Annotated in this window: 21 protein-coding genes; 7 read left to right on the forward strand and 14 right to left on the reverse strand. The window is 58.5% G+C overall.

Features of this window, described 5'->3' with window-relative positions; translation table 11 throughout:
- Positions 1–67 precede the first annotated feature (67 nt).
- The 4 genes from G5V57_RS26725 to G5V57_RS26740 form a co-directional block, all read right to left on the reverse strand.
- Positions 68–661, reverse strand: coding sequence for a VOC family protein (locus G5V57_RS26725; protein ID WP_246737379.1), 594 nt, complete (start codon positions 659–661; stop codon positions 68–70).
- A gap of 163 nt (positions 662–824) precedes the next feature.
- The gene (locus G5V57_RS26730; protein WP_246737380.1) at positions 825–2768 is read right to left on the reverse strand and encodes a CocE/NonD family hydrolase; all 1944 of its coding nucleotides are present in this window, start codon (positions 2766–2768) and stop codon (positions 825–827) included.
- Between the two features lie 535 nt (positions 2769–3303).
- Positions 3304–4542 carry a formylglycine-generating enzyme family protein gene (locus tag G5V57_RS26735; RefSeq protein WP_246737381.1) on the reverse strand — a complete coding sequence of 413 codons (1239 nt, stop codon included), beginning with the start codon at positions 4540–4542 and terminating at the stop codon, positions 3304–3306.
- Between the two features lie 529 nt (positions 4543–5071).
- A complete protein-coding gene (locus G5V57_RS26740; RefSeq protein WP_165171091.1) occupies positions 5072–6589 on the reverse strand; it encodes a hypothetical protein in 1518 nt (505 codons plus the stop codon).
- 1208 nt (positions 6590–7797) lie between these two features.
- Here G5V57_RS26740 and G5V57_RS26745 point away from each other — a divergent pair.
- A complete protein-coding gene (locus G5V57_RS26745) occupies positions 7798–11088 on the forward strand; it encodes an adenylate/guanylate cyclase domain-containing protein (RefSeq protein WP_165171093.1) in 3291 nt (1096 codons plus the stop codon).
- 165 nt (positions 11089–11253) lie between these two features.
- Here G5V57_RS26745 and G5V57_RS26750 read toward each other — a convergent pair whose 3' ends face one another.
- The 3 genes from G5V57_RS26750 to G5V57_RS26760 all read right to left on the reverse strand — a co-directional run bounded on the left by G5V57_RS26750 (position 11254) and on the right by G5V57_RS26760 (position 15112).
- On the reverse strand, positions 11254–12717 hold the full coding sequence (locus G5V57_RS26750) for a DUF1254 domain-containing protein (protein ID WP_165171095.1): 1464 nt from the start codon (positions 12715–12717) through the stop codon (positions 11254–11256).
- A gap of 63 nt (positions 12718–12780) precedes the next feature.
- Positions 12781–14331: a DUF1254 domain-containing protein gene (locus G5V57_RS26755; RefSeq protein ID WP_165171097.1), complete on the reverse strand. Its 1551-nt coding sequence runs from the start codon at positions 14329–14331 to the stop codon at positions 12781–12783.
- 331 nt (positions 14332–14662) lie between these two features.
- A complete protein-coding gene (locus tag G5V57_RS26760; RefSeq protein ID WP_165171099.1) occupies positions 14663–15112 on the reverse strand; it encodes a universal stress protein in 450 nt (149 codons plus the stop codon).
- A gap of 343 nt (positions 15113–15455) precedes the next feature.
- On the opposite strand from G5V57_RS26760, the gene G5V57_RS26765 reads away from it, so the two are divergent.
- On the forward strand, positions 15456–15626 hold the full coding sequence (locus G5V57_RS26765; RefSeq protein ID WP_165171101.1) for a hypothetical protein: 171 nt from the start codon (positions 15456–15458) through the stop codon (positions 15624–15626).
- A gap of 454 nt (positions 15627–16080) precedes the next feature.
- Here G5V57_RS26765 and G5V57_RS26770 read toward each other — a convergent pair whose 3' ends face one another.
- Positions 16081–16860 (reverse strand): universal stress protein, encoded by a 780-nt coding sequence (locus G5V57_RS26770; RefSeq protein WP_165171103.1) that lies wholly within the window; start codon positions 16858–16860, stop codon positions 16081–16083.
- Between the two features lie 324 nt (positions 16861–17184).
- On the opposite strand from G5V57_RS26770, the gene G5V57_RS35410 reads away from it, so the two are divergent.
- Positions 17185–17556, forward strand: coding sequence for a GNAT family N-acetyltransferase (locus G5V57_RS35410; protein ID WP_165171105.1), 372 nt, complete (start codon positions 17185–17187; stop codon positions 17554–17556).
- Here the strand turns inward: G5V57_RS35410 and G5V57_RS26780 are convergent.
- Complete coding sequence (locus G5V57_RS26780; RefSeq protein ID WP_165171107.1) at positions 17475–17948, reverse strand: hypothetical protein; 474 nt, start codon at positions 17946–17948, stop codon at positions 17475–17477. The genes G5V57_RS35410 and G5V57_RS26780 overlap by 82 nt on opposite strands.
- A 343-nt stretch (positions 17949–18291) precedes the next feature.
- The gene (locus G5V57_RS26785; RefSeq protein WP_165171109.1) at positions 18292–18813 is read right to left on the reverse strand and encodes an RNA polymerase sigma factor; all 522 of its coding nucleotides are present in this window, start codon (positions 18811–18813) and stop codon (positions 18292–18294) included.
- Between the two features lie 96 nt (positions 18814–18909).
- Here G5V57_RS26785 and G5V57_RS26790 point away from each other — a divergent pair, with 96 nt between their 5' ends.
- Positions 18910–19470, forward strand: a complete 561-nt coding sequence (locus tag G5V57_RS26790) for a tetratricopeptide repeat protein (RefSeq protein ID WP_165171111.1) — start codon at positions 18910–18912, stop codon at positions 19468–19470.
- A 403-nt stretch (positions 19471–19873) separates the two neighbouring features.
- Here the strand turns inward: G5V57_RS26790 and G5V57_RS35415 are convergent, their stop codons facing one another.
- From G5V57_RS35415 to G5V57_RS26810, 4 genes are all read right to left on the reverse strand, one after another.
- Complete coding sequence (locus G5V57_RS35415; protein ID WP_371744636.1) at positions 19874–20860, reverse strand: alpha/beta fold hydrolase; 987 nt, start codon at positions 20858–20860, stop codon at positions 19874–19876.
- A 90-nt stretch (positions 20861–20950) separates the two neighbouring features.
- On the reverse strand, positions 20951–21349 hold the full coding sequence (locus G5V57_RS26800; protein WP_165171115.1) for a cytochrome c: 399 nt from the start codon (positions 21347–21349) through the stop codon (positions 20951–20953).
- Between the two features lie 13 nt (positions 21350–21362).
- A complete protein-coding gene (locus G5V57_RS26805) occupies positions 21363–21824 on the reverse strand; it encodes a cytochrome c (protein ID WP_165171117.1) in 462 nt (153 codons plus the stop codon).
- A 92-nt stretch (positions 21825–21916) separates the two neighbouring features.
- Positions 21917–22156 (reverse strand): hypothetical protein, encoded by a 240-nt coding sequence (locus G5V57_RS26810; protein WP_165171119.1) that lies wholly within the window; start codon positions 22154–22156, stop codon positions 21917–21919.
- A 401-nt stretch (positions 22157–22557) separates the two neighbouring features.
- Between G5V57_RS26810 and G5V57_RS26815 the strand changes: the two genes are divergently transcribed.
- Genes G5V57_RS26815 through G5V57_RS26825 form a run of 3 tightly spaced genes read left to right on the forward strand, consistent with a single transcriptional unit; the run spans position 22558 to position 25661 of the window.
- Positions 22558–23406, forward strand: a complete 849-nt coding sequence (locus G5V57_RS26815; protein WP_165171121.1) for an FMN-binding protein — start codon at positions 22558–22560, stop codon at positions 23404–23406.
- A 3-nt stretch (positions 23407–23409) separates the two neighbouring features.
- Positions 23410–24150, forward strand: coding sequence for an FAD:protein FMN transferase (locus G5V57_RS26820; protein ID WP_165171123.1), 741 nt, complete (start codon positions 23410–23412; stop codon positions 24148–24150).
- A complete protein-coding gene (locus G5V57_RS26825; RefSeq protein WP_165171125.1) occupies positions 24150–25661 on the forward strand; it encodes an RnfABCDGE type electron transport complex subunit D in 1512 nt (503 codons plus the stop codon). Before G5V57_RS26820 ends, G5V57_RS26825 begins: the two co-directional genes overlap by 1 nt.
- Positions 25662–25663 lie beyond the last annotated feature (2 nt).

The raw sequence follows: 25663 nt of genomic DNA on the forward strand, positions 1-25663 counted from the left end.
CTGGCGATCGCGTCGTCGCGACGGCGCGCGATGTTGCCAAGTTCCCGATTGGCCCCCTTGGCTGTCTTCATGACGGCAACGGCCCGCCGGCCTGCTTTTGAACCATGTACTCGGCATACCAGCTGGGCCAGTCCGGATCTCGCTCACCGGTCCGCTTCTCATGCTCGCCATGCGCGGCCTCGGCGCGGCGAAGCGCGCCCGCGAGTTCCCTCGTGGAGGTAAAGGTCGTGTGGTCGGCGTCCACGCGTCCGGGGAACCGTGTAGTGACCTCCTGGAGCAGCCAACCATTGCCGTCCGGATCGTTGAACGTCGCGTATGAGAAGTAGCTGCGCCGCTCAGGATCGGGGCCGCTTACAGCCGGTTGCCCTGGACCGGCGCGATGGAATACTTCGCTCACATCGGCACCGCGATCGACGAGTTCGGCGCGCGCCGCCACGATGTCGGACACGACGAGGTAAAGTCCCTGGGCCGAGCCAGGCTTGGCCGATGTGACTCCGCGGCCAAAGTGGATTGAGCACGGCGAGCCCGGAGGCGTGAACTGTATGACCCGAAAATCGTCGCCGACGGCGAATTCGCCATCGAGCCGCCAACCCAGCTTATTGTAAAAACTCTTGGCGCGATCGACGTCCGAAACCGGGATGACGACAACCTCGAGCTTCAAATCGACCGTCCGCGATATTGGGACCGTAGTAGCTGTTGTGTTGGACACCGGAGAACTCCTTAGATTTGAGTATTTTACAGATCTGACCAGAGGCGCACAGTCCGATCAACTATGCGATGATATCGGTGGGACCTAAGAGCGGATAGCTCGTCTTTTCGCATCGCTATAGGAAATCTCGCGGAATGGCGCGATCCCATTCCCTGCTGCAGATTTTATTCACACCTTCGAAGGCGCGCAAACTCCCACGCAAATGGAATGCATTGCGCGTGCAAGACAGCCGCATCTGAGTTTCTGTGCGGATTTGCCAAGTTCCCCGCGACATCGTCTGGGTCCGCTGCAGGTCGACCAGCGCACTGAGGGGATCGTCGTCCGCGACGTGAAACAGAGATTTGCCTCCAACGCCTAACTCCAGGCCGATGCGGTCGATGCGCTCGATGCGCATGCCGTTTCGATGGATGATTGTTGGTTTCTCCGGCAGCGCCGACTCGGGGCCGGGCAGCGGCGACAGCCGCGCGTCCGCTGCCTGAGGCGGGCGTTCCGGCAGGTCGATGGTGCCGCCCAAAATCGAGAGCGTCGCCTTCTCAGGGCTTGGCCACATGATCGGCCAGTAAGCGGTTGAAAGAGCGAGCCTTATCCTGTGGCCGACGGGGAACACAGAACCCGCATCGTTGAGTTTAACACACACTGTGTAGCGTTCGCCTGTCACCAGCGGTGCGGGTGCTTCATGTCCGTCACGATGAGTGAGATTGAGCAGACCATAGCTAACGCGCATCGATTTGCCGGAGGGGTGGACATCGCATAGCCGAACCGCCAAGTTCGCAATCGGCCGGTCAGATGCGATATCGAGTGTCACAGTCGCGGCGCCGAGGATCTCAATCGGCGCATGGAGTTGCGGTGTCTCGAAAACGAGCGAGCGCATGTCATCTTCCTGCTGGTCGCCTGCCTGATCGCTCCCATGGCCGAAAGGAACCCAGTCGCCCGAGCATTTGCCAACAGTCTGGGGCGAACATATCGGGCGAGGCGTCAAAGCGGCTGCTTCGGTCCGCAGCCCCTCATCAGTCAGGAATAGGCGTCGGGATATCACTCCCGGTGACGGCCAAGAGGATTCGGCAACCCAGCGGCCCGGCAGCTCGCCATGATGCCGAGCCGGTTTCACGCTCTCTGTCATCCAGGCGCGCAGCATGGGGTCATCCATCACGTCCGTATCGATGCCTTTCAGCCAATAGTCCCACCACCGCAGCATTACTTGCAGAAAGCCGATCTGCGGGCCGGGAAGGGCAAAATGCGGATAGCCGCAGGCCCACGGCCCGATGAGGCCCCTGCGCGGCACCGACAGCTGCTCGAGCAGCCGGGGAATTGCATTCTTATAGCCATCGGTCCAGCCGCCGACGGCGTATACCGGACATTGGATTGCCGCATAATCCTCGCATACCGATCCATGCTTCCAATAGTCATCGCGCCGTTGGTGCCGCAGCCAGGTTTCAAAGAACAGCGGCACGTTCTCTAAGCGCTCCACCCACATTGCCCGCCAGCGATCACCGACAAGTGATGGGTCGGGCGGCAGGCACATTGAGCCGAAGAAGAAGGAGGCCCATTCAAGTCCGGCGGTCAGAAGCGCGCCGCCCATGTAGTGTGCATCATCGGCGTAACGATCATCGGTCGAGCAAATGGTTACGATCGCCTTGAGTGCCGGCGGGCGGCGCGCCGCAATCTGAAGTCCATTGAACCCGCCCCAGGAAATCCCCATCATCCCGACCACACCGCTGCACCAGGACTGTGCCGCCAACCACTCTATGACCTCCAGGCCATCGTCCTGCTCTTGCTTTGCGTATTCGTCGAACAGCAAGCCGTCCGATTCGCCGCTGCCACGAATGTCGACCCGAACGCCCGCATAGCCGTGACCGGCAAGATAAGGATGAGTGAGCGCGTCTCGCTCATATGTCCCGTCGCGCTTGCGGTAGGGGAGATATTCGAGGATTGCCGGGACCGGGTTCAGCTCGGCATCGTCCGGCAACCAGATGCGAGCCGCCAGCATCGTGCCGTCCTTCAACGGTATCAGCGTGTGCTCGATGGCCCGCACTGTCCTTGGAAAGGTCTTGACAATCACCGATGCACTCCAACGGATCAGCCGAATGTGAACGCGAAAGCTTCGACGCCCGCATTATCATACTCGATCTCGAACTGTCGATTCGAGGCTTGGCGTGAGCCCGGGCTGCCGGCATAGGGCGTCTCTGCGCTGAATCAATAGTCCGTGATGTCGGTATTGGGTCATTCGCTACCGGATCGCGCCCGTATCAAGTCCGGCCATGTCAGCTTTGCCCCGACAGCGACTAGTCTAAATTCTGCAGCGCAGCGAGATGACGCGATGAGCCAACTCCGGACATTGCTGCACAAGAATGCCGGAGACTCATGGCGTCTCTCCAAGCTATCATCACACCATGCTCGACCGCTGGCGCTGAAGCGCTGATTCGCATCGTGGATGGGCAGACAATTATCTTCATGCTCAACCTCGAAGCGAGGAGGCACAAGAGCCGCGAGGGCAAGATCGCGCTTGCAAGCGTGTCGCATCGGATCGCCGCCTCGGACGGTGCTGCCGACAACTACTGTCCGCCGCCCAGACCTTAAGGATGAACAGTAAGGATTTAAGGGGTAAGCGTCCGGCTGATCCGGAAGCCGATGGTGGTGTTGGCGAACCTTGATTTGTCTTGCGAGATGCGTGCGGCCGAGCGGAGGTCGGGAGGATTGTCGTACCAGGAACCGCCGCGGATGACACGCAGGTCGCAGTTACCTTCTGCTGTCCACGCCGAGCCGTCGATGGGTGGATTTCCCACATATCTTTCGTGCGAGCAATCCTCGACCCACTCGGCGACGTTGCCGTGCATGTCGTGGAGGCCGAATGCATTGGCTTTGAAGCGGCCGACCTCCTCGACCCCTATACGGGACAACTCGCCGCGACAGCCGGTGCAATTGGCATTCTCCTTGCCGATCTCATCGCCCCAGAAATAGGCTGTTGTTTTGCCACCGCGCGCGGCATACTCCCATTCCGCCTCGGTTAATAGTCGATAGGGCTTGCCAGTCACCTTGACGATCCAGGCCACATACTGCTGGGCGTTGTCCCAGGACAATGAGCTCGCCGGCTCGCGACCGCTCAGGCCACCCCTCAAGCTGGATAATATGAAGTCGAGGGATAAGTAGTCCAGCGGGCGGCATCCACCATGCGCCGCGCACGCGTTCCACTCGTTTACAGTTAACTCGAATTTGCCCACAGCGAACCGTTGGCCGATGGTTACCTCATGCGGCGGGCCCTCGCTGTTCTTATGCCCGAACTGGTCTGCCGGTGACCCCATTTTGAATTTACCGCCCGGGATGACGACCATATCGGGACAGTTCGTACATTCCCTGAACTTGTCGCCGGGCTTCAAGGCCTGCTCGTCTTCGGCAGCCAGCGGGGACGGCGAGATATCCAAGAAAAAAGGCTGGAAGCGCGCCACCTGAAAGAGGAAAGAACAGACGCCGAAAAGTAGCATGAGGCCAGCGGCGAAGGCCAGCATGCTCGCCGCCTTGCGGCTCGGCGCAATGAAGTCCCGGTCAAGCTTAGGGATGTCATCGGAACGCTTTCCAAGCGAGGCATCTGGCGGACAACATCTCAGAACTCTGGGCAAATAAGTACACAACCAGGCAAATAACAAACAAGGCCCCATAATCGAAACGACCGACTCGAGGTTGGTAAGGTTGCCCAGATCGGCCACAAATAGCACACAGACGGCCGACGCAATCAACGTAGAGACGACCAGCGCCATGAAAAAGATGACCAATTGGCCTACGGTTGACTCTTCCCGCCCGGGCTGTTCGTGACCCAGCACCACCTCCTGCTCTGCCAAGACCCACCACCTCCAGATCCAGCACAGCACACTGGACGTCACCCACATAGCCAACGGGATCAGCGCCAAGAACAGAGCATGCTGAACCGGCGGAGCAGGTACCCAAGCAGGTACCCAACTTGGCAAATTGAACGGTACGGGTACGTCCGCCAGATCCCGATTCCAAAGCAAAAAGCCCAGAACTATCCAGGTTAAGCCGCTGATCCATCGTGCCGCCCGCAGGAAGCCGACCCGCCAAGCCGCACGTATGTCTACGAAGTCCGATTCTTCAGGAAGCTCATGCGTCCAGGGGCTCTCTGCCGTCTCGGCGCACACCCTTACGACCCGAAGCACGAATCCGTCCCGATTGTCCCAATAGGCGGTGTGGTCGCGCAACAGGGAGCCCAGATTCCAGATCTGTTTGGACTCATGTCCGCCTTCGGTTGTTCTCGTGCGACCGTTTGGCACTGGGTCGGCAGACGCGTAAAGATCGACCCAACGACGAAGGCCCAACGGCCTACTCACTGGCGCTTGTACGATTTTCCTGCCCTCAGGTGAGAGAATGAAACCAATCGACCCATACAAGATAGCCAGCGCAGAGATCAGCCAAACAATGGGCTCCAAATAAAGATCCGAGAATTGATACACCCCCCAAAAAACGGCTAAGAGAACGCACAAGATGCCTACGATATATTTTTTTCGTCCATGGCTCAACATTCTTCCAAGGGTCATCATCGTCTTTTCGCTTATGGCCCGATTGCGTGCTCTGCTTCTTCCACCACCGGGCGCTGCCCCACATCATCCATGGGTCATCAATGTCCTCTCCGTTATTGTCCGGTTCCTTTCGCTGCTTCTTCCCCCACCGGGCCAAACCCAACAAGACCACGCGTTGGATCATCAATAAGAAAAGCACCAACGCGCCGCCGAGTAGAATTTGCCGCACCGTTGCGTTCAAGTACAACCAGACGGATAGCCCAGCCCCCAAAAGAATGGCCCCGACCGCGAGAAGGACCGGGCTTATCTTCAACTCTGGCATTCTGTCAGCCAGGACTTTCTGGCTTGCGAGTTGGTTTGTACCCGCACCAAAGGTAATCAGCGCGTCCGGGACGAGGCGCCAAACTGCCGCTACCTCACGCTTATCGTTAGACGGCTCGAGGGCACCCAGAGCCTCTAGCACAACAGCCGCTCCTTGGGAGTGTGCGACTACGACGGTGTGCACGCAGAGCGGCTTGAGCCGCTTTAGACCCTTGAGAATGCATTCTCGGATCAGTGCGGCCCGAATTGGACTCTCGACGAAGGCGAAGCTATCGCCGGCCGTTGCCGTAAGCTTCGACTGAACAGCGAGCGCCAGCGTGCGAATCTGCGGGATGGGGATTAGCCCCAACAGCAGTGTCAGCCCGAGGACGGCGATTAGCGCGGGCGTTAGCGCTAATATGCCGATAAGCTGGAAAACCGCCTTAACGAGGGGTGCTATCGCGACGATGAGGTGGCGAATTGCCCTGGCGAGTGCGACTATCTTCGTCCGATCCAAAGGGCGCTTGAGTAGGCTGCTTGACAGTGGCTTGAGCGCTTGCCAGCTCCTTGTCGCGAGGCCAGCAGACTGCCAATAACGTTCCCCGAAATGGACCACGATAGACCATGGCAATGCTCTTACGCCCCATGACAGGAGTTCTCGGTAGCTCGGGGCAGGAAACGCCCCGGCCCACAAACCTTCGCGGAGTAGCCATCGTTCGGTGTGATCACCAGCGCTTAGCCGCAGCGCCACTTCGAAGTGACCAGTCTCAGGTGAACCACCAAGAACCGCACGCTCTATGGATACCAAGACCCCTTCAGGAGCCGTGCCTTGGCTTTCTGCGGGGATGGATGGAGACGACGTTAAACGTTTTCGTCTCTCGCCTTCCGGTAAGCGACTTGCGCGCTCAATAGTCTTTAATAGCAAGTCGCCCCAATGGACCAACGTATCTCCGGCTCGCGGCGTGCCGATTCCGTGAACGAGCAAAACACCTAGCTGAAATTCTCGAGCGCTTGAGCTCGTGTCGCTTTCCTGAAGTTCGGCGTCATTGCGCACGTTCCAGCTTCCCGCTCTTGCAGGTTAGCTTCTTTTACTGCCGGTATCGAGGTGTCGTCTCATTAGCCTTCCTGAGGCTCAAGACGAGGCATTATAGCTCTCAAATTCAGACTGTAAAAGTAGCCGGTCGTGAGTTCCGAAACAGGTCGTTGAGCGTCCGACTGATGATGTTCGCTTTATCCCAATAGCGCCAGTGCCAAGGCCGGAATCCCGATCGGTCTCAGCCCTCATCTCTAGCGCGCCTGCAACCGGGTTGAGCGATCTTCAATCAGATCACGCAATGTCGTCGGATCGCGACGCGGAGACAAACTTGCAGCCAACTATTCAACCTTCGTCCAGCATGCGTCAATGAGGCAATGGTGGCGCGTAGATGAGTCAACGCTCTCTCGCGTCATATTGCGGTGCCGCGAAGTGCCACAGGCCTGGCTATCATCCCCTGCATGGAGCTCCGTACCAGCCCGTCATGCTCCGCGGCCAAACGATCGAAGGAGGAGGAGCCGTCGGCGAAGAATAAAGTCGTGAGGCGAAGGGCGAGCATGGCGAACCCAAGCGCGCAATATTCGCGGGTGTTCGGGGTGTTCGTGAACCTGGTCATCTCTTTGCGGATAGGGCCATGAAAGTGATGATGGGTAAGCATCTCTTCCCTGACCGGGAGTAAGGGTGTGCAAGGATGCGCGATGGTGTGGCAGGAGATCGGGCGGGATTTCCCCGAAAACTCAGTGAGGTAATTCTCTCCACGAGTGAGGGCGAACATAGCGAACATTGTTCGCCGAATTTCGCAGGTGTGCGGGGCGAACGAACACGAACACACTCCTTTAGGAGTGTTCGTGTGTTCGTCACCTCGTTCGCTAAATTGAGCACCTAACCGCAGCTCCGAATGTCCGCTTCCGGGCGCAGAGCCGACACCTTCACTCAGGCCGAGGAGTTCCGCTTATGACCCAATGCGGACATCTTGGGGATATGCCGTCAATTAAAGCCATTCAAACGCCGATTGCGAAAACGCTCTTCATTGCTCTTCGGATTGAGCGGCGTGCTTCAACGGCCAGGACGCTCCGTTCCCGAGAACCTTTCTCGCTTTCCAAACCCGATCAATTTCGGCCGAGTAGCACGATCGATGAAAGAACGCGCGAACTGGCGGATCTTGTGGGCCGATTTGGTCTATCCCCACAATTCGCGCTATGGTCACTCATAGATTGGGGAATACGTGGATGGATATTGTCGCATGGCTCACCGATCTTGGTTTGGAGCGATACGCCGAGCACTTCGCGGCAAACGAAATCGATGAGACCACCCTGCGGGCCCTCGACGACGAGGATTTGAAGGAGTTGGGAGTGTCGGCACTCGGCCATCGCAAGAAGCTCGTTTTGGCCATTGCGGAGTTGGGCAGATCCAGTTCGGAGGGGGGTCCTGCCGTTGCCGCAGGTATTTTGGACGGCGCCCGTCGTCAGGTTACCGTGCTGTTCGCCGACATTTCGGGTTTTACCCGACTCTCTCGCGAACTCGGCGCGGAAGCGACCCACGATCTTTTGAACCGCTATTTTGGCGTCGTTGACGGAATCGTCGAAGGCTATGGCGGCACCATCGACAAGCACATTGGCGACAACGTCATGGCGGTCTTCGGGGCACCGAAAGCTCATAGTGACGACCCCGAGCGTGCAGTGAGGGCGGCATGCGAGATCCACGAAGCTGTTTCCAGATCAGGAAATGGCGCCCTGGAGGCGCTGCGTGTCCATATCGGAATTGCCAGTGGCCAAGTGGTGGCGAGCGGCACCGGCAGCGACGCCCACCGGGAATATACGATCACCGGAGATTCAGTAAACCTGGCCTCGCGTCTGCAGGATGTGGCGCAAGCAGGCGAAACCTGGGTGTCTGAATCTCTCCAGCGTGCAATCGGTAGAATGGCAATCTGCGAACGAATGGTCGAAATTGAGGTCAAGGGCTTCGCGCAACCGGTCAGAGCCGGACGACTGGTGGGGTTGCGGAGCGAGTTGGATGAAAGCGATTCCATTCCGTTTGTCGGCCGTCGCAGCGAAATGGCACAATTTATAAGCATCCTGACGAATTGCCGGGATACGGGCAACGGACAGACGATCTATGTTAGGGGCGATGCCGGCATCGGGAAGACGAGGCTGATAGCCGAACTGAAGCGTCTCGCTGAGGAGCAGGAATTTGCATGTCACATCGGGTTTCTTCTCGACTTCGGCGTGGCCAGAGGTCAGGACGCAATCCGGTTGATCGTCCGGAGCCTGTTAGATTTTGCTCCATCCAGTGACTTAAAAGCCCATGATGCTGCCGCAGCCAGAGCCGTTGCCGAAGGACTGGTCGGCGCCGAGGCTCGCATCTTTCTGAATGACCTGCTTGGGCTTCCCCAGCCACCGGATTTGGCTGGCATTTACGATGCAATGGACAATACGAGCAGGAATGATGGGAAACGTCGGACGGTAGTAGGTCTGGTGCGAGCAGCGGCCGCGAAGCGTCCGGTCGTAATTGTCGTCGAGGATTTGCACTGGGCCAGCACAATGGAGTTGCGCCATCTTGCCGCGTTGGCTCGTGCAGTAAATGACATCCCGGCACTCCTCGTCATGACATCCAGATTCGATGGTGACCCGATCAATCAATCTTGGCGCGCAGCTGCCGGGAACGGGACTCTTACAACGATTGATCTCGGACCTCTGCGACAGGCCGAGGCATTGGAACTGGCAGCAGGGTTTTTTGATGCCGGCAATCGCCTCGCCTTAGACTGCGTCGAGCGCGCCGAGGGCAACCCTCTCTTCCTTGATCAACTGTTGCGCAACGCACAGGAGGCCGATGCCGCCGAGTTACCTGCTTCAGTTCAAAGCCTGGTCCAGGCTCGCGTCGATCGACTAGGACAAGCAGACCGATTGGCATTACAAGCCGCTTCTGTAGTCGGACAGCGGTTCACGCCTGATGCGGTAGCGCATCTGATCGACGACCCGCTTTACGACTTTGAACCACTGCTGCGCAATTCACTGATACGTCCGGAAGGTGATGCGTTCCTTTTTGCGCATGCGCTGATACGTGACGGTGTCTATTCATCGCTGCTCACCGCACGGCGAAATGTGCTGCATCGGCTCGCCGCAGATTGGTTTCGCAAATCCGATCCCATACTGCGGGCTGAACATCTCGACAGAGCAGAGGATGCCGCGGCCGCTGAGGCCTATCTGCACGCGGCAAAGGCGGAACTCCATCAATTCCATTTTGAGCGAGCGGCGGGGCTGGTAAAGCGCGGATTGGAGATTGTCAGAGATTTGTCAATGCGTTATGACCTTACTTGCCTTCATGGAAATATCCTCCGTGAATTGGGTGAGGCCGAGAAATCAATCGAGGCATTCGAAAATGCACTTGAGACAGCGGGGAGCGATTCACAACGTTTGACGGCCTGGATCGGCCAAGTTGAAGGCATGCGTATCGCTGATCGGTACGACGAGGCCCTTTCGGTGTTGCGCAGGGCGGAATCCGTAGCCTCTGCAGATTGCCAAGCCGGCCAACTTGCACAAATCCATTTCCTCCGTGGCAATATCTATTTTCCAATGGCCAATATCGATGGCTGTCTGGAACAGCATGAGTTGGCGCTAAAATTTGCCCAGGATGCTGGATCAGCCAAAGCAGAAGCCCGAGCGTTAGGGGGCTTAGGCGACGCGCACTATCAGCGCGGCTATATGATTACTGCAAACCAACACTTCCGTAAGTGTGTCGATTTGAGTCGGGAGAATGGATATGGCCGTATCGCCTTGGCCAATCTCTATATGATCGGTTACACCGCCCGATATGCAAACCGCTTGCAAGAAGCTCTGAAAATCGCCCTTGAGACGATCGACGCCGCAACTACCGTTGGAAACCGCCGTGCCGAACTGGGTGGAAGATTCCTGGCTTTTACAATTCTCGTCGAAATGGCGGAGTTCGGCTCCGCTCAAAAGGAAATCACGGAGGCTGAGATCCTCCTCGAGCGTTTAGGGCCAAGAAGGTTCGAGGCTCAGCTACTTATCTTTCGTTCAATAGTATTGCGCTCCGAGGGGCGTCGTAATGAGGCGATAGGGGCATGTACCCGTGCAATACAGATTGCTCGCGATACTGGCCTCGCGTTTGTTGGGCCTTGGGCAATGGCAGAATTTGCGGCGAATATTGGAGATCCCAAAGCCCGAAGTGAGGCTCTGGCAGAGGGCGAGCGCACGCTTGCAGCTGGCGCAGTCAGCCATTGTCATTTCCACTTCTACACCACGGCCATGGAGGCATGTCTTCAAAGCGGCGAATGGGACGAAGTCAATCGTTATGCTGGCGCGCTTGAGAGTTTCACGCGGCCGGAGCCTTTGCCTTGGTGCGATTTCTTCATTGCGAGCGGTCGGGCCCTGTCTCGTTACGGGCAAGGGCAACGTGATGAAGAAATCAGAAACCAGCTGCTGCGTCTCCAGCGCACTGCATCGGATGCGGGACTACGCTTGGCCAATCGGAGAATAGAGGCAACACTTGCCGCCTGGTAGGGGCGGGCGGTCGGGCCGCTTCAGCAACACCTAACTCCGATGTTCCTGATGGCAGGTGTACTCAGGTCTGCTTCTGGCCCTAAGCGGACATCGGAGGCGATGGCGTGAAACGTCTGCTTTTGACCCAAAGGGGACATTGGCTGCTTGGGATTTGTTAGCGGCAAGCTACTCAACCAGCTCGAAATCTGGCAGCTTCCAGCTGCGGTCAAAATAGGCCTGTTCCGGGCCATAAAACCTGAAATAGGCAAACCAAGCCTTGTCCGGAAGCGTCTCGATCCAGTTATTCTCGAACCCCGCAGGGGCTTTGGGACCCACATAGAGATCGACTGTGCCATCGGCATTCTTCTTCAGGGTTTCCTTGCGCGAGGAGATGTCGGAGACCTGCGTGCGGTTGTCGAGTGGGATGCGGTCATAGGTGTCGTAGATGGTCAGCGACCAGAAGTTCTTTGCCGGCGGGCCCGACGGCACGCGCAGACGGTATGTCTTGCTGCCGTCGAACCAGTTGTTGTCCTTGTCCTTGTAGGCGCCGAGATAGGCCGAACCGACTCCGGGCGTGGTGCTGACCATGCCCCCCGAGGCCGTCACCGCCTCGTAGAAATAGTCCGTGCGCTCGTCGAGCTCGGTGTAGTTCGGACGCTCCTGGCTCGGGTCGAACATTAAGACGTAAGCCCACTTGGCATCGTCGCGATAGTAGGAATCAGGGAAACGCTTGGCGAAGGAGATGTTCATCGACATCAATTCGCCCATCACGGCGCCGTCGGTAAGCAGCTTCGTCGAACGCTCGTCCGGCTTGAACGACTTGCCCTTCTCGATGCCGAGCGGCGCCAGCATTGCCATCATCATACGGTCGCGCGCATCGATCGGCTCCTGCTGCATGTATTCGTCGAAGCGCTCCCAGTAGGCCATTCCCCGCGGCTGCACCTGTGACCACTTCTTGCCCCCAGCGCTGCGGCTCAGCTGCTTTGGCGGATTGTCGCGCTGGGCATAAGGGTAAATGCGGAAGCCCTTTTGGGCGACGGCGACATTCTCAGGCCCGGGATCGAGTACGCGAACGCCGGCGAAGAAATTGTTGGTTGTCACCGGCACCACAAAATACCCGGCCGTGTCTGCCGGCGGGGCTTGCCCGGGACCGATCAGCAGGAACTTGCCACCCTTGCCTTTGTCGGGTCCGACCTGACCAAGGTCGGTCATCGGCCGCTGCCAAAAATCCATCACCATCCCGCCCATGTTCGCAGCAGGAAGCTCAACAACGACTGGCCCCTTCGCCAGATTTCCGAAAGTGATCAGATAGGGCGTTGTCATATTGGGCGTGAGGATGCCCATCTTGTCCTTGAACTCGGCGTAGAGAACGGTCTCGTTTTCGGCAGCGCCTATTTCGTTCAGATGGGCGTACTTCCATTCCGCCATGGCGACGAAGGGGATCGCCCAGATGTAGCACTGCGTCGCGCGCTGGAAGTCCATCTGGTCATAAAGGCGACGCTCCTCGTCGGCATTGGCAGGCAGGCCGAATTGCAGCTTGACGTCGCCGATTGGTGTCTTGACTGTCTCGACCGGCGCCGCCCAGACGACCGACGACACCTGACCCGCCAACGCGGCCGCAAGCGCCGCAACTATCAATCCCGTTCTCATGGCTATGCTCCATCGTTGAGTTTTGGAGGTGCATGCGCCGTGAACAGCGCCGCACGCGCCCCCTCAGTTCACCTTTTCGATGTCGCCGGGCTTCCAGCTCTTGTCGATTGCGGCCTCAGTCGGGCTGTAGAGCCGCAGGATCGCGAAATAACCCTTGCCCGGAACGGTCGCGAGCCAGTTGGATTCCGGCTTACCGGCGGGTGGGGTTGGACCCAGGTAGATCACGGTGGAGCCATCAGGTTCCTGGACTGGCTTGTCGCGCGAGCCCTTAGACGGAAATGGTTGGCCGTTGGCAAGGCCCGAAGCGTTCTCCGCCTCGTAGAGCGTGACCGACCAGAAATTAGCCGCTGGAACATTGGGTGGGAGTTTCAGTGTGTAACTCGCCCCACCCGAGAGAGGTATCCCGCTGGCGTCGGTGAAGCCGACCATGTATTTCGCGCCCTTGCCAGGAATCTGCGAGATCATGCCTGGGCTCCACGCATAATAGTCGGTGAAGAACCAAGTACGCGCATCAAGGTCGCGATAGCCTTCGGCACTGCGGTTCCACTCAAGATCCAGTGCTCCGCCGGGATTGTCCGGGGTGCCGTCGGCGACGGGGTTCACCCATTGCCGATCTGGATACATGCGGAAGGACCGTCCACCGACCTCACTCTGGATTCCGATCACGCGGCTTGTTTTGTAGGCTGTCTTTGCGGCCCTATCGAGAATGGTGCGGGTGTGCTCGTCCGGCGTGAACGGCTTACCCTTGACTATGCCGATGGAAGCAAGCATTCCCAACCAGTCCTTGTCGGCTAGCCACGGACCTTCACTGTCGACCAGAGCCTTGAGTTGATCGAAGACACCGCCGTCGCTGGCCGGCAGCATGTTGGCCGCCACGCCGGAGGCATCCGGATATTGCATCGGCTTAGCGTTCGCCTCGCCGCCGAGCGGGTAGATCTTCGCTTGCTCCATCCGGTCCACAGCGGGTTTCAGGTTGGCAGGGTCCTGATAGAACGAGCGGAGGAACACGAGGACGTTATTGGTGCCTGACCGATACACGAAATAGCCGTCCGGTATCGGTCCGTCGTAGCCTGGTGGCAGGATGAGGAACTTGCCACCCTTACCGCCGTCCGGTCCCGGCAAACCGACATCTCCGAAGAACGCGCGGCCGTCGATGGTCGGGCCGGGAATCGGCCTTTGCCAGAAGTCGAGCAAAATTCCCTGCAGTTCGGGTGGGGCCTCGAACACGATCGGTCCATCCTTGCCCAGGTCGAGGTAACCCATCGCGTAGATGACGTCGCTGTTAGGTGTGGTCACGAGCGTCTTGGGGTCGAGGCGCTTCTTCCAGACAGGCAGCACATTGTAGCCGGCGCCGAAGACCTTCTTCGAGCCGACCTTCATGCCGAGCGTGTTGATGAGTGGCATTGCCCACAGGTAGGTCTGTGTGGCGCGCTGGAAGAGCAGTTCGTCCTTCAGCAGCTTGGCGGTCTCGGCGGTTGGGCGATTTTCCGAGAAGGGTGCATCTGCGAGCGCGTCATAACGACTTGACTGGGCCTGCGAAATCGCGATTGGGCTAGCAGTCATTGCAAGGACAGCTAGGCCCAGCGTCACTAGTCCGTTTAGTGTAATGGACATGGCTCTCCCTCCTATCGGGGAACGCAGTCCTCCGTCCCTATCGGGGCATGCAGCGATTATCTGCCTGAAGAACCGACGCTGCAAGTTGGATCAAGGGCCCAATGAGAGCGATTCGACCCGGCTTCCGGACGGCAGTCCGGTCGAGGCACCGCGCAACTTCTGGATCTCGCATGACCGCTGTTGGCCCGTCGCGGCCAGGGCCAGTCAAACTGGATTGAAAAAGCTCGCTGCACTTCCGGGTCTAGTCCTATGACGCCCGCACTCTTTCTAAGCGCCGATTTGAGAATGCCCATTGCCAGAGCCTCTGCCTTCGACACCCCAGATGGCGTGTTCAGGAACGGTGGACGAGCACGGGAATGTTGCTGTGTGTCAGGACCTTCACCGTCTCGCTTCCCAAGACAATCGCTGAGATCCCTCGCCGCCCATGTGAGGCCATGACGATGAGATCACAACCCCTGCCTTCAGCCGCTTCGATGATTGCCGCATAGGGATGTTGGTGCTCGATTTGGACAGTCTCGCAGACCACACCCTTCGCTCTTGCAACGCCCCCGGCGGCCTCCAGGTATCTCTTTGAGTGTCCATGAAGAAATTCATGAACAAAGTCGGCCGCGCCGGGAATATCCACAACGGGTGTGGGGTCGGACTCCATGGAATGAAATGGGATCGCAACCGTAAGGACGGTCACATTGGCACTAAGGACCGCGGCGAGCGCCATGCCATGTTCAATAGCTTTTTGTGAAAGCTCAGAACCATCAGTTGGGATGAGAATATGTTTGTACACCAGATGCTCCAACTAGCTTTGACGCACTATAGAACGGTCTCACTTCCGTAAGCGAAGTCAAGTTTTTGGCTTCAATTGCCCTCTCATTAGCAGCCTGCGCTTGATGTGCTCCGCCGTCCAGAACAATAATGGCGATTTTGGTTGCAGCTAGGGCTGCGGCGCTGAGGTAATGGCCTATCTGGTCGTGGCGTCGACCCGCGCGGGGCCATTTCGTCTGGGCGAGCATTTCTGATGCATCACATCCGGACAGACTTTCCGCACTGGGGATTGATCGTGATCAAGGAAAGTCGACGGATGGTTGGGCTTACTGCGTCCAATATGAACATGGAAGAAGGGAAGGGACATGGGTCAGCTCGCTTTCCTGGATGAAGACAGGCGGTTTGACGGGCAGTGCATCCGCTTTATGGGGATCGACGGCAAGGAAGAGGTGATTTGTGGGGTGACGACCGCGGCGCTCAAGGAATGCGACCCTCTCATGCAGCGTCACGGTCTCATTCCGTCGGAAGCATTTTGAGAGGCTCATCGTCGCCATCCACGATGCCGCGCGATCCAAATACGAGCGCGGCGAGTTCGAACCGGAGGGTAGCGTGCGGATCGTGGTTCATCGCCGCGATCTCTCCCCCTGAAGCGCTAATGGAAAGGGCGATGGACCGGTGGCGCGGGTCCTGAAGATTCAGCCGCCCTAGATGCCAGATCTTGGTAAGTCCAGCCCCCGCGGAGCCCGTCGAATCGATGCTTAGTCGGAGCGTCTGAGGAGGGCCAGCACAGCACCTACGTCGTGGCTATTTCGGCAAATGATATCCCTGACCTTGGACTGAAGTTGAATGGCTAGCCAGACTCCGCCTCACCGCACATCAGCGTCCATCCGACAGGCGCCATTTGCATCCTTGATCGGCCATAGTCGACGGACTGTCGCATGGCGCCGACCTCGCTCGCAATGACGGAGATGGCGCGACGATCGGGTTCTTCTAATGCGATACGAAGACCGGCAGCGAAAATTGGCGCAGCAAATCCCGGGTCACACCGCCGAACAAGGTTTCACGAAAACGAGAATGGCTATAGGCGCCGGCGACGATCATGTCAGCATCCTCCATACACCGGGAAGCAAACAGCGCCTCGATGACCGACAATTCCCCTGTATCGGGCCATGGCTCCGTTTCCGCCGTAATGCCGTGGGTTAGGAGATGGTCACAAAGCATCTTGATATCTGCATCATTCCTGTCCGAGGGTGGGTCAAACGCGAAAACCGACACCCTTTGTGCCTGCGCAAGGATCGGCATCGCATCGTGTACGGCCCGCGTGGCCTGGCTGCTCGGAGACCAGGCAATGACGACATTCTGCATTATTGGTTTCGATGTCCATCGATGCGGTAGCACAATCATTGGCACGCCCGACGAAATCAAGACATCTTCGGGAATTGCCGAGAGGATCTTGCCCGCAGCCTGCCTGTTGGGCTGTGTCGCAATGAGCAGGTCTGCATAGTGCACGTAGAAGTCCTTCCAGCCAGCCGATTCCCGCTCAACAATCTTGAACCGACTGCTTAAGCCCGCCGCCCCAGCCTTGGATTCAAACGATTCTCCCACCCTCCTTGCCCGCTCAGACCACTCGCCCTCAAAGGCAGCCGCTGAGCTGACATCCACGCCCGTGAGCTTTGCATCGTGCGCTTTCGCGAGCGAGATCGCGATGTCCAAACGGGCATCGTTATCGCGCGAGCCGTCGAGAAAGACGAGGATATCTCTGTAGCTCATGAAAGGCTCCTCCAAAAAAACTAAGGTGAATGAAAGCCAAGCCGGGCGTCGGCGGATTGATCCACATCAAGAATCGTGGAAAATAGTGCGAAATTGGGTCGTAATCGGCTCCTCTCGGACCACCCGTGGAGCGCTGTTAAGGGTGCGCTTTCGCCCAATCACATCAAGGGAGGGCGCTGTCCGCGCTAAAAGATCGCCGGCGAGCACGAGCTCCAGGACATCTTCCGCAGGCGGCTTCGCCTGGCCAACCCGGTTATCGAGCGATATTTCAGTGGGTATGGGTGTTTTTCGACTTATGAACATCAGACGTCTCGAAGCCGATGAGTGGCAGCTAAGCGTGACCTTCGCCTGGCCGCGCTTAAGGAGAGCTCAGCGGCATTCGCCAGCAGTCTTGACCGGGAACTCGACCGCTCAGAGGCGGAGTGGCGCGCCTGGCCCCGAGACGGAGCGTATTTTGCCGCCTTCGATGACTCCCAGTCACCTATCGGTATTGCAGGCTGCTGGATTCAGCCGGGACCGGACCCAGTCGCCCATCTGATCAGCATGTGGGTTGCGCCATCGGCGCGGCGGGCCGGCGTCGATTGGTATTGGGTCTCTCTGCCGCCTGCGCAGGATCAGGTCACCCGTTTGGCGAGGCTCGCGGCAAGCGGCTCAAGGTCGGAGCGGGGTATCTTCCCGATTAGCATGAAGGCATGACCGGCCGTCGACCAATACGCAATGTTTTCGCCGCTGCGCTGCTCGAAGCGTATCGCTTGGTCGGCCCCGCCGTCGGCAATGATGCAGAACGCCACCGGTCCATCGTATGGCGATAAATAGGCGATTTGAGCGAGCGGCTTACCATCGAGGTTGAATAGTTGAGAACGCTTGAGGCTGAGCTGGGGAAGCAGCACTTTTTCCAATGAGAGATCGAGCGCAAGCTTGACGCTGACTGCCTCTAGCTCACGCGCCCGCATCGCCGCGTCGTCAGGAATGTTTGCAAGCGTGTCATCGGTGTAGAGGGTGAGGTATTCCGCGACGACCGCACGCCATCCATCGGATGTCTTTTCGGTGTTAGCCTGGATTTGCATCTCAGGAAGGAACCGCGGCAAGCCGACGCCGAGCGCCCCCCCGCAAGGAAAAGCACCAAGGCAGCGGCAATCCGTCCGAAGCGGTGATCGTGGAATCGCCCATACCAAACTATCCGCTTCGCTTTCGTCGCTAGGGCATTCTCGAGAATATCCGCAAGACGATCGGACGGCGCATCGTGCAGCAACACGTCGAAGCATTCGCTGAAGGGCCGTCCCCCGCGAGCCAAATAGTCTAGTCGCGTCTTCAGGCTTGGTTCCGCGCCAAACCGCGCTTGAAGCTCGGTGCCTTCGGCCTCGGTGAGCTCGCCGTCGAGATAGGCGACAAGAATCGGGTCTGCCGAAGTCTCAATTACGGAACTTTCGCTCATCTTTCCCTCTTCGTCTCGGCGCCTGACTGATCAGCTGCCAGCCAGGCGAGCTTCGCGCGGGCGCCGGCCAGCCTGCTCATTATTGTTCCAATCGGCACGGCAAGAATTTCTGCCGCCTCGCGATAGGTCAGCCCCTCGACGTAGACCAGGAACACGGTTTCACGTTGCGCCTCCGGTAGGGATTGAACCTCTCTTAACACCCGACGAGCCAAAATATTCGTTTCGATCTCCTTGATCCCATCGAAGATAAGAGCAGATTCGGGGTCGACGAGGCCCTCCCCCCGGCGATAGCGCTCCGCCCGTCTTTCGTTCAGCCAGATCGAATGAAGGATGGAGAAAAGCCAACGATCGAGGCGCGTGCCGGGTTCAAATTGATGCGATTTTTCAAGCGCACGAACACAAGTCGCTTGGACGAGATCCTCAGCAGCGGTGCGATTGCCAGAGAGGACGAGGCCGTACCGCCACAACCGATTGAGATAGGTGGCGATGCCTGTCATCACAGCGTTGTGAGCGCTCATGGCCTGGGGCAAATGAATAAGTGCTCAGGGCTTGGTGTTTACGTCTCGAGAGTGCTGACATGCCCCAAATCCAGCACATTGTATAGGAGCATTTTGATGACACAAGAACGGACCTCTTTCTTCACCAAGGCAGCCTTCATGGCCGTCGCGCTTTCGGGCGCGGTCGCCGTGAGTCCCGTTTTCGCATTCAGTAGCGGTGGCAGCAGCAGTGGCGCAAGCGGCACGCCTGTCTGTAAGGCAGGCCAGGTGTACGATAAGAAAAAGCACGGTTGCGTACAGGCTGGGTCGAGCTTAATCGACGATGGGACTCTCTACACGCAGGGCCGTGATCTCGCTCTCGCCGGCCGATATGAGGAGGCGCTCGCGGCGCTTCAGGCCGTTAGCAACCAGAACGATTCGATGGTGTTGACGATGATTGGGTATTCGAAACGCAAGCTAGGCAATTTCGATGAAGGGATGGCTCTCTATGCGAGGGCGCTTGCGATCGATCCCAACAATGTCAATACACGCGAGTATCTCGGCGAAGCCTATGTGGAGAAGGGCAAGTTTGGTCTCGCTAAGGCCGAACTCGCTAAGATCGAGGCGCTCTGCGGCACTGAGTGCGAGCAATATCATGACCTTGCCGCTGCACTTGCAGGCGCGCCAAACGCAACCTAATATCGAAACAAGAACCACGGGGCGAGCTCTGTTTGACTCCGTGGTTCTAAATGATCACGACCTAATCGATCAGCGGCGTTTGCGTCCTCGATCCGGCGAATCGATCCAACACTGAGTGCCGTTGAATATCCAACAGTGCATCGCGGCCGTTACTTCCAGCATGTTGGTCGGCAAAAATGTCACCACCGTTGCCTCGGGGGCGGATGAGATCCTGCGGCCATGGGCGGCTCGGGTACCCAGGTGTCCAATATAAATCTGTGGTAGAGCCGCTTTATTCAATCACATGGATACTGTTGTTCCACTTTCACCAATTGGCTGGGCCCGCCGACGCGGGTTAGGCCTGACACTTGCACACCAGTTGTCTTCAGCAGCAATCGCATCAGCACTCGCCCAGCTTTCTCTTTCAAGGACCTCGGAATTGTGGACCACTGGCCACCGGAGCGTAACTTGCTCCCCGCCCGCCAAGAAAAGACCTAACGGCTTCGGCAACAGTGTCAGGAAATTCTTCGTGCACGGCCAGCTTGCCGAACGGCAGTTCGACATACCGAACATTGGGCAAGTCCACGAGGGCCAACATCTCCGCTTTGGACCTCGTCGGTGTGGCGGCTCCGTAGACGACAAGTATGGGCTCTTTTATACCTCTCGCCGTATCCACGAAAGACGTGCGGCTCGCCATTAAGTCCAGCATACCAGTCACGAATCGGATCGAGGCGTGACGTGCACCTGGTGCGTTTACGACATCCATCTTTTGAGCAAGCTGTTCACGTGTGAGCCAGTCAGGATCGGCATAGACATGACCTCGCGCCATCATCCGTATGACGGGAGGGCTGACGTTAAGCCGGTATAGCAGGTGGCCGAGGACGGGTATGTCGCTTGCCCGGGATATCCATTCTCCCACTTGCCCACGCCCACCCGTAACGGTGGGCAGAGGTCCGCGCCACGTTGGCGCGATCAGGCAAAGGAGCCCTGTTGAGTTCGGAGAGCGGGCAGCCATCGCGAGGGCATAGCTTGCAGCATGCCCCGCAGCTATCGTGGCGAAGGGATGGACAACCACATGCGTAAGGACGTCCTGCAGAAAGGAAACATAGGCAGCGGGCTGCCAGGGGATGGGTGGCCGGGGCTCGTCGCCAAAGCCAGGCCAATCAATAGCAACTGTAGCGAAGTCGGACGCGAGCCTTTCTTGGAGAGGGCGCATTTCTCGCCTGGTAGAGATTGAGCTTAAGGCAGGCAGCAGCAGGAGCGTGGCCCCCGCTCCGAGACGATCCAAGCCGACTTCAACCGCTTTGCCCTTCCAATTCCACGCGAAATGGTCCGATGTTACGCTGTCGATCATTTCCATCCCGGCCCCATGTTCAATCACCGCAGGGCACCTCAGCGTCAGCGAGTTCATTGGCCTACCGGCACCAACTCCCACTGCCAGGCTATTTTGCCAATCTTTTCGCAGTCCGTGTACTACCTGGCGAAAAACCGGCGCTCGGCTTTAGTCGTTCTTCTTAAGGCTGAGGATGTATTGAATAACGTTTCGCATCTCCACATCTGTCATGACAATATTTGGCATCGTTGGGTGCGATGTCTGAAACCATGCAGTGAGTGAAATAGCGGTCATTCCGGGAATGTTGGCAACATCGTCAAACCGCGGGGCCTTCGGCAGGGGTGATCGTAGCTGCGAATGACGCACCGCATGACACTCTGAACAGGACTTCAGGGCGTATTGCATTCCCTTCCTAGCATCACCGATTTGTTGACTCATCGCGGGAGCTGGCATCAAGGTGCTCAGCAGCAGACCAAGCCATCCGATCAAGACAGTCCTGGCCTTCAAGGCATTCATTGCCTTACTAAGACGAGCAAGACCGAGACCGATTTGGAGAGCAAATTTCATAACGCTAACTTAGCTATTTTTCTTGGATCGTCTCGATATAGCTGACCAAGGCGTCGATTCGCGCCTGAATGACGAGCTCGCGCTCCTGGGCCCGCAGGCCGGGCGCTTCGGCTTCAGCATTGAACCAGTCGCCCCAAACGGGCATGTCGCGCGGACCGTGAACCTTGACGGATTCACGCCCATCGATGATCGCTGCGATCCGTTCACGCGGGAAAGGTCCGCCGTTCTTGCGCGCAAGCTTGGTCAGGTCTGCCGGCTCGAGAGCCAAATACTCGGCTACGGGACCGTCTCCCACGCCACTTTCGCCGTGGCATGATGCGCAATAGGTTTCAAAGTCCTCTTCGCCTAGCGCGACGCTCAGCGGCGTTTTTGCGGTCGAACCTTCTCCGCTCCCCACTGACGTCGCACCTGTCAACGGCACCAGGACAAACGTGGCGGCCACAGCGCCCACTACGATCAGAATTACATTACGCATCTATCTGGCGACTCAAACTGGGCACCCGACAGGTAACCCGAGGAACGCTCTATCCATTTATATACACGATATTTTAACAGAAACCACACGAGTCAATGCGGCGGTCTCCACAGCATCGGATGACGAAAGCTTTGTGACAAAGCGCCGTCGCCATCCGTGTCCATCAAGATCATCATGAGATGCATACCCTGTCTCTGTCCCATCATGCCCATGGCTCGGCCTATCATGCCTTGGCCCATCATGGCTTGGCCCGGCGGGCAATCATCGGCTCTGGCAATATTGCTTGCCAGAAGCATGGCAGAGGCTATCAGCGTCAAATATGGCGCTTTCATATTTGTAACCTTGGCTTGAGCGAAGTGGCCAAAAAATAAAGGGCCGGCGAGCGTCGCGCCTTGACCTTAGTCAAACCGCCGGCAGCGCATGATACCGAGAATATCAATCCGGTGTTGGCCTGCGCGCCGACAATGGCCGAAGCAGAATACCTGCAACGTTTGAGAAGTCGCGCAAGCTGCGGGCCTCGGTGCCGAATGGCGGGTAGCAGGACGGATTTTTGCAGGCCTTGCCCCAGGTCAAGCCGGGGATCGCTCGTATCGCTCTGGCTAAGGCAGGAGCCGGTAATCCTGTCCAAGTCAGGGCCGCCCTGACAGCCAATTGTCAGCTGGCTCATGAGATATTGTGCTGGAAACGGTCCGCGGCATGTCCCGGGACCCTCGACTTGGAAATCCAGCCTCACATGAAACAGATTGCCCTGTCGTTTTTCGTGATCGCGGCCTCCGGCGCTTACGTGTGGGATCAGGCGGGCAGGGGTCCCGCTGGCGACATGATCGATACGGCAGGTCCCGCCAGTGCCGCCGAGGACAATATGGTGCAGCCTCTAGGTCATGTGCCTGCTCCCGCTGCTGACGTTGTGGCGCCTGCCCTGGCCCCGCCCGGGATCGAACAGCAGAGCATGCTGACCGGGACACCGGCCACTCCACCGGCCACGTTTGGCAGCGAACCTATGGCCGCGATCGCCGCACCCGTGCCGGATCAGCCGGCCGCCGCAAAGCCTGAGGCTGCAGAAAGGACAATTATCGTCAAGCAGCCGCAAGTTTCCCAGGCACCCGCCGCCCCGACGGAATGGGCGCCCGCCCGGCTCCTCGCCGATGCCGCATCGCAGGAAGCGTCCGTCGCCATAAGGCCAGTTGCATACATCCCCATTCCGAAGCCGAGGCCGGCCCATCTTCAAGCATCCGCTCGTGTCATCAAGGCCGCCACGAAATCATCCGTCCATTCCGGCGCAAAGCCGGCCGCACACGCTTTTGCCGACGGCATTTACACCGGTCCGGTCACTGATGCCTATTATGGCCTCATCCAGATTCAGGCCTTCGTCCAGGGCGGCCGCCTCATGGCGCTCAGCGTGTTGAGATACCCGTCGCACCGCGGAACTTCGATCAGAATCAACCGTCAGGCACTGCCCATGCTGCGAGACGAAGCGATCAGCGCGCAAAGCGCCAATGTAGACATCATTTCGGGTGCGACGCTGACCAGCAGGGCCTTCATCCAGTCGCTTGGCGGCGCATTGAAGGAAGCGTCGTCCTGATCCATGCGCGAGACCCGGCTTCTGATGGGTATGCCCATCACCCTCGATATCCGCGGTGCCGGGGACGTGACGCTTGTCGATACCGTCTTCGAATATTTCCAGGGTGTCGACCGGCGGTTCAGCACTTACCGGAGCGACAGCGAGATTTCGGCCATCAACCGGGGCGATGTTTCACGCCAGGACTGGAGCGGTGAAATGAGGGAAGTGCTGGCGCTCGCCGAACGCACGAAGAACGAGACAGGCGGATATTTCGACATCCGCAAGCCCGATGGCTCGCTCGATCCGTCCGGTATCGTCAAGGGCTGGGCCATACGCAACGCCGCTGGAATCCTTAACCGGGCTTGTGTCGGCGACTTCTTCATCGACGCCGGCGGCGACATACAATCTTGCGGCAGGAATGCATCGGGCCTCGACTGGAGCGTCGGCATACGCAATCCTTTCAATGCCGCCGAGATCATCAAGATCGTCTATCCGCGTGGACGCGGCATTGCGACCTCCGGCACCTATGTGCGCGGGCAGCACATCTACAATCCGCTGGGCATTGGCGACCCGATCACCGAGATCGTCAGCCTGACCGTTATCGGCGAGGATGTGTGCGAAGCCGACCGTTTCGCCACTGCCGCCTTCGCCATGGGCCGGGATGGAATTCTCTTTCTCGAGCAGGCGACGGGCCTTGAGGGCTACATGGTCGACAGCAACGGCCGCGCCACGCAGACAAGCTACTTCGGAGCCTTTTGCCAATAATGATCAAGGCGATCGACCGGTTTCTCGACCATCAGACTATGTACCGGCTGGTCCTCTACTTTCTGGTCGCCCTGCTGGGCTCGGCCCTGGTGCTCGGCTTATTCAGACTTTTGCCGCAGGATCCGGTCGCGCTCGCCTTGACGACGGTCGTCATGCTGATCGCGTGCTGGATCACCAACCGGCTTTTTGCCGTTGTCTTCCAGGTTCCGGCCAACAGCGAGTCCGTCTACATCACGGCCCTTATCCTGGCGCTCATCCTTGATCCGGTGGCCGCCATCGACCTCAAGCGGATCGGCGCGGTGATGCTCGCCTGCGTCTGGGCGATTTCATCCAAGTTCATCCTTGCCATCAGCAGGAAGCACCTGTTCAACCCCGCGGCGCTGGGTGTAGCGCTGACCGCGGCGCTTCTGAACCAGCCTGCCACATGGTGGGTCGGAGGCAATCTGCCATTGCTTCCTGTCGTGCTCGTCGGCGGCCTCCTCATCGTGCGCAAGCTGCGCCGGCTCGATCTCGTCGCCACTTTCGTCGCTGTCGCGCTTGCGACGATCCTTGCAACCGCCGAGCCATCTCAATGTCTCACTGCGCTGAAGGAGACGCTCACCTCGTCGCCGCTGCTGTTCTTTGCATTCGTCATGCTGACCGAGCCGCTGACGTCACCGACGAGGCGGTGGCCGCGCATCGCCTTCGCCGCCATTGTCGGCTTCCTATTTGCACCCAGCGTCCATATCGGCTCGTTCTACTTCACGCCGGAGCTGGCGCTCTTGTCGGGAAACCTTTTTGCCTATGCGGTCAGCCCCAAGGGACGTCTCGTACTGACGCTGGAGCGCATCGAGCAATCTTCCGTCAACAGCTACGATTTTATCTTCAGGTCGCCTCGAAGCCTCGCCTTCCAGGCCGGCCAGTACCTCGAATGGACGCTAGGTCTCGACCGCCCGGACGTTCGTGGCAACCGCCGCTACTTCACGATCGCATCGGCGCCAACGGAGGATCGGGTTCGGCTTGGGGTCAAGTTCTATGCGCGGGCGAGCGCGTTCAAGCAGGCGCTCGGCATGATGACGCCAGGCAGCACGATCCACGCTTCGCAACTCGCCGGCGACTTCACCCTGCCGTCCGATTCCGAAACCAAGATCGCCTTCCTGGCGGGCGGCATCGGCATCACGCCATTCCGCTCCATGCTTCAGTTTCTCATCGACAGTCGTGAAAGTCGCCCGATCGTCCTCCTCTATGGAGTCGAGACCCAGCATGAAGCCGCTTATCTCGATGTGCTTGCCGCGGCCAGGCGGGAGCTGGGCATAAGGACGGTGCTTGCCGTGGCTCGGGGCGCGGTGCAAGGCCAGTACCCTGGCTATATCGACGCGCGTCTGGTCCGCCTGGCCATTCCCGATTATCTGGAGCGGACCTTCTACATTTCCGGCCCGCAGGCCATGGTCAAGGCGCTGCGCAAAAAACTCCTGGCCATGGGTGTTCGCCGCTCCAAGATAAGGGTCGACTATTTCCCGGGCTTTGCCTGAGA

Source organism: Nordella sp. HKS 07, from assembly GCF_011046735.1.
Taxonomy (GTDB): Bacteria; Pseudomonadota; Alphaproteobacteria; order Rhizobiales; family Aestuariivirgaceae; genus Taklimakanibacter.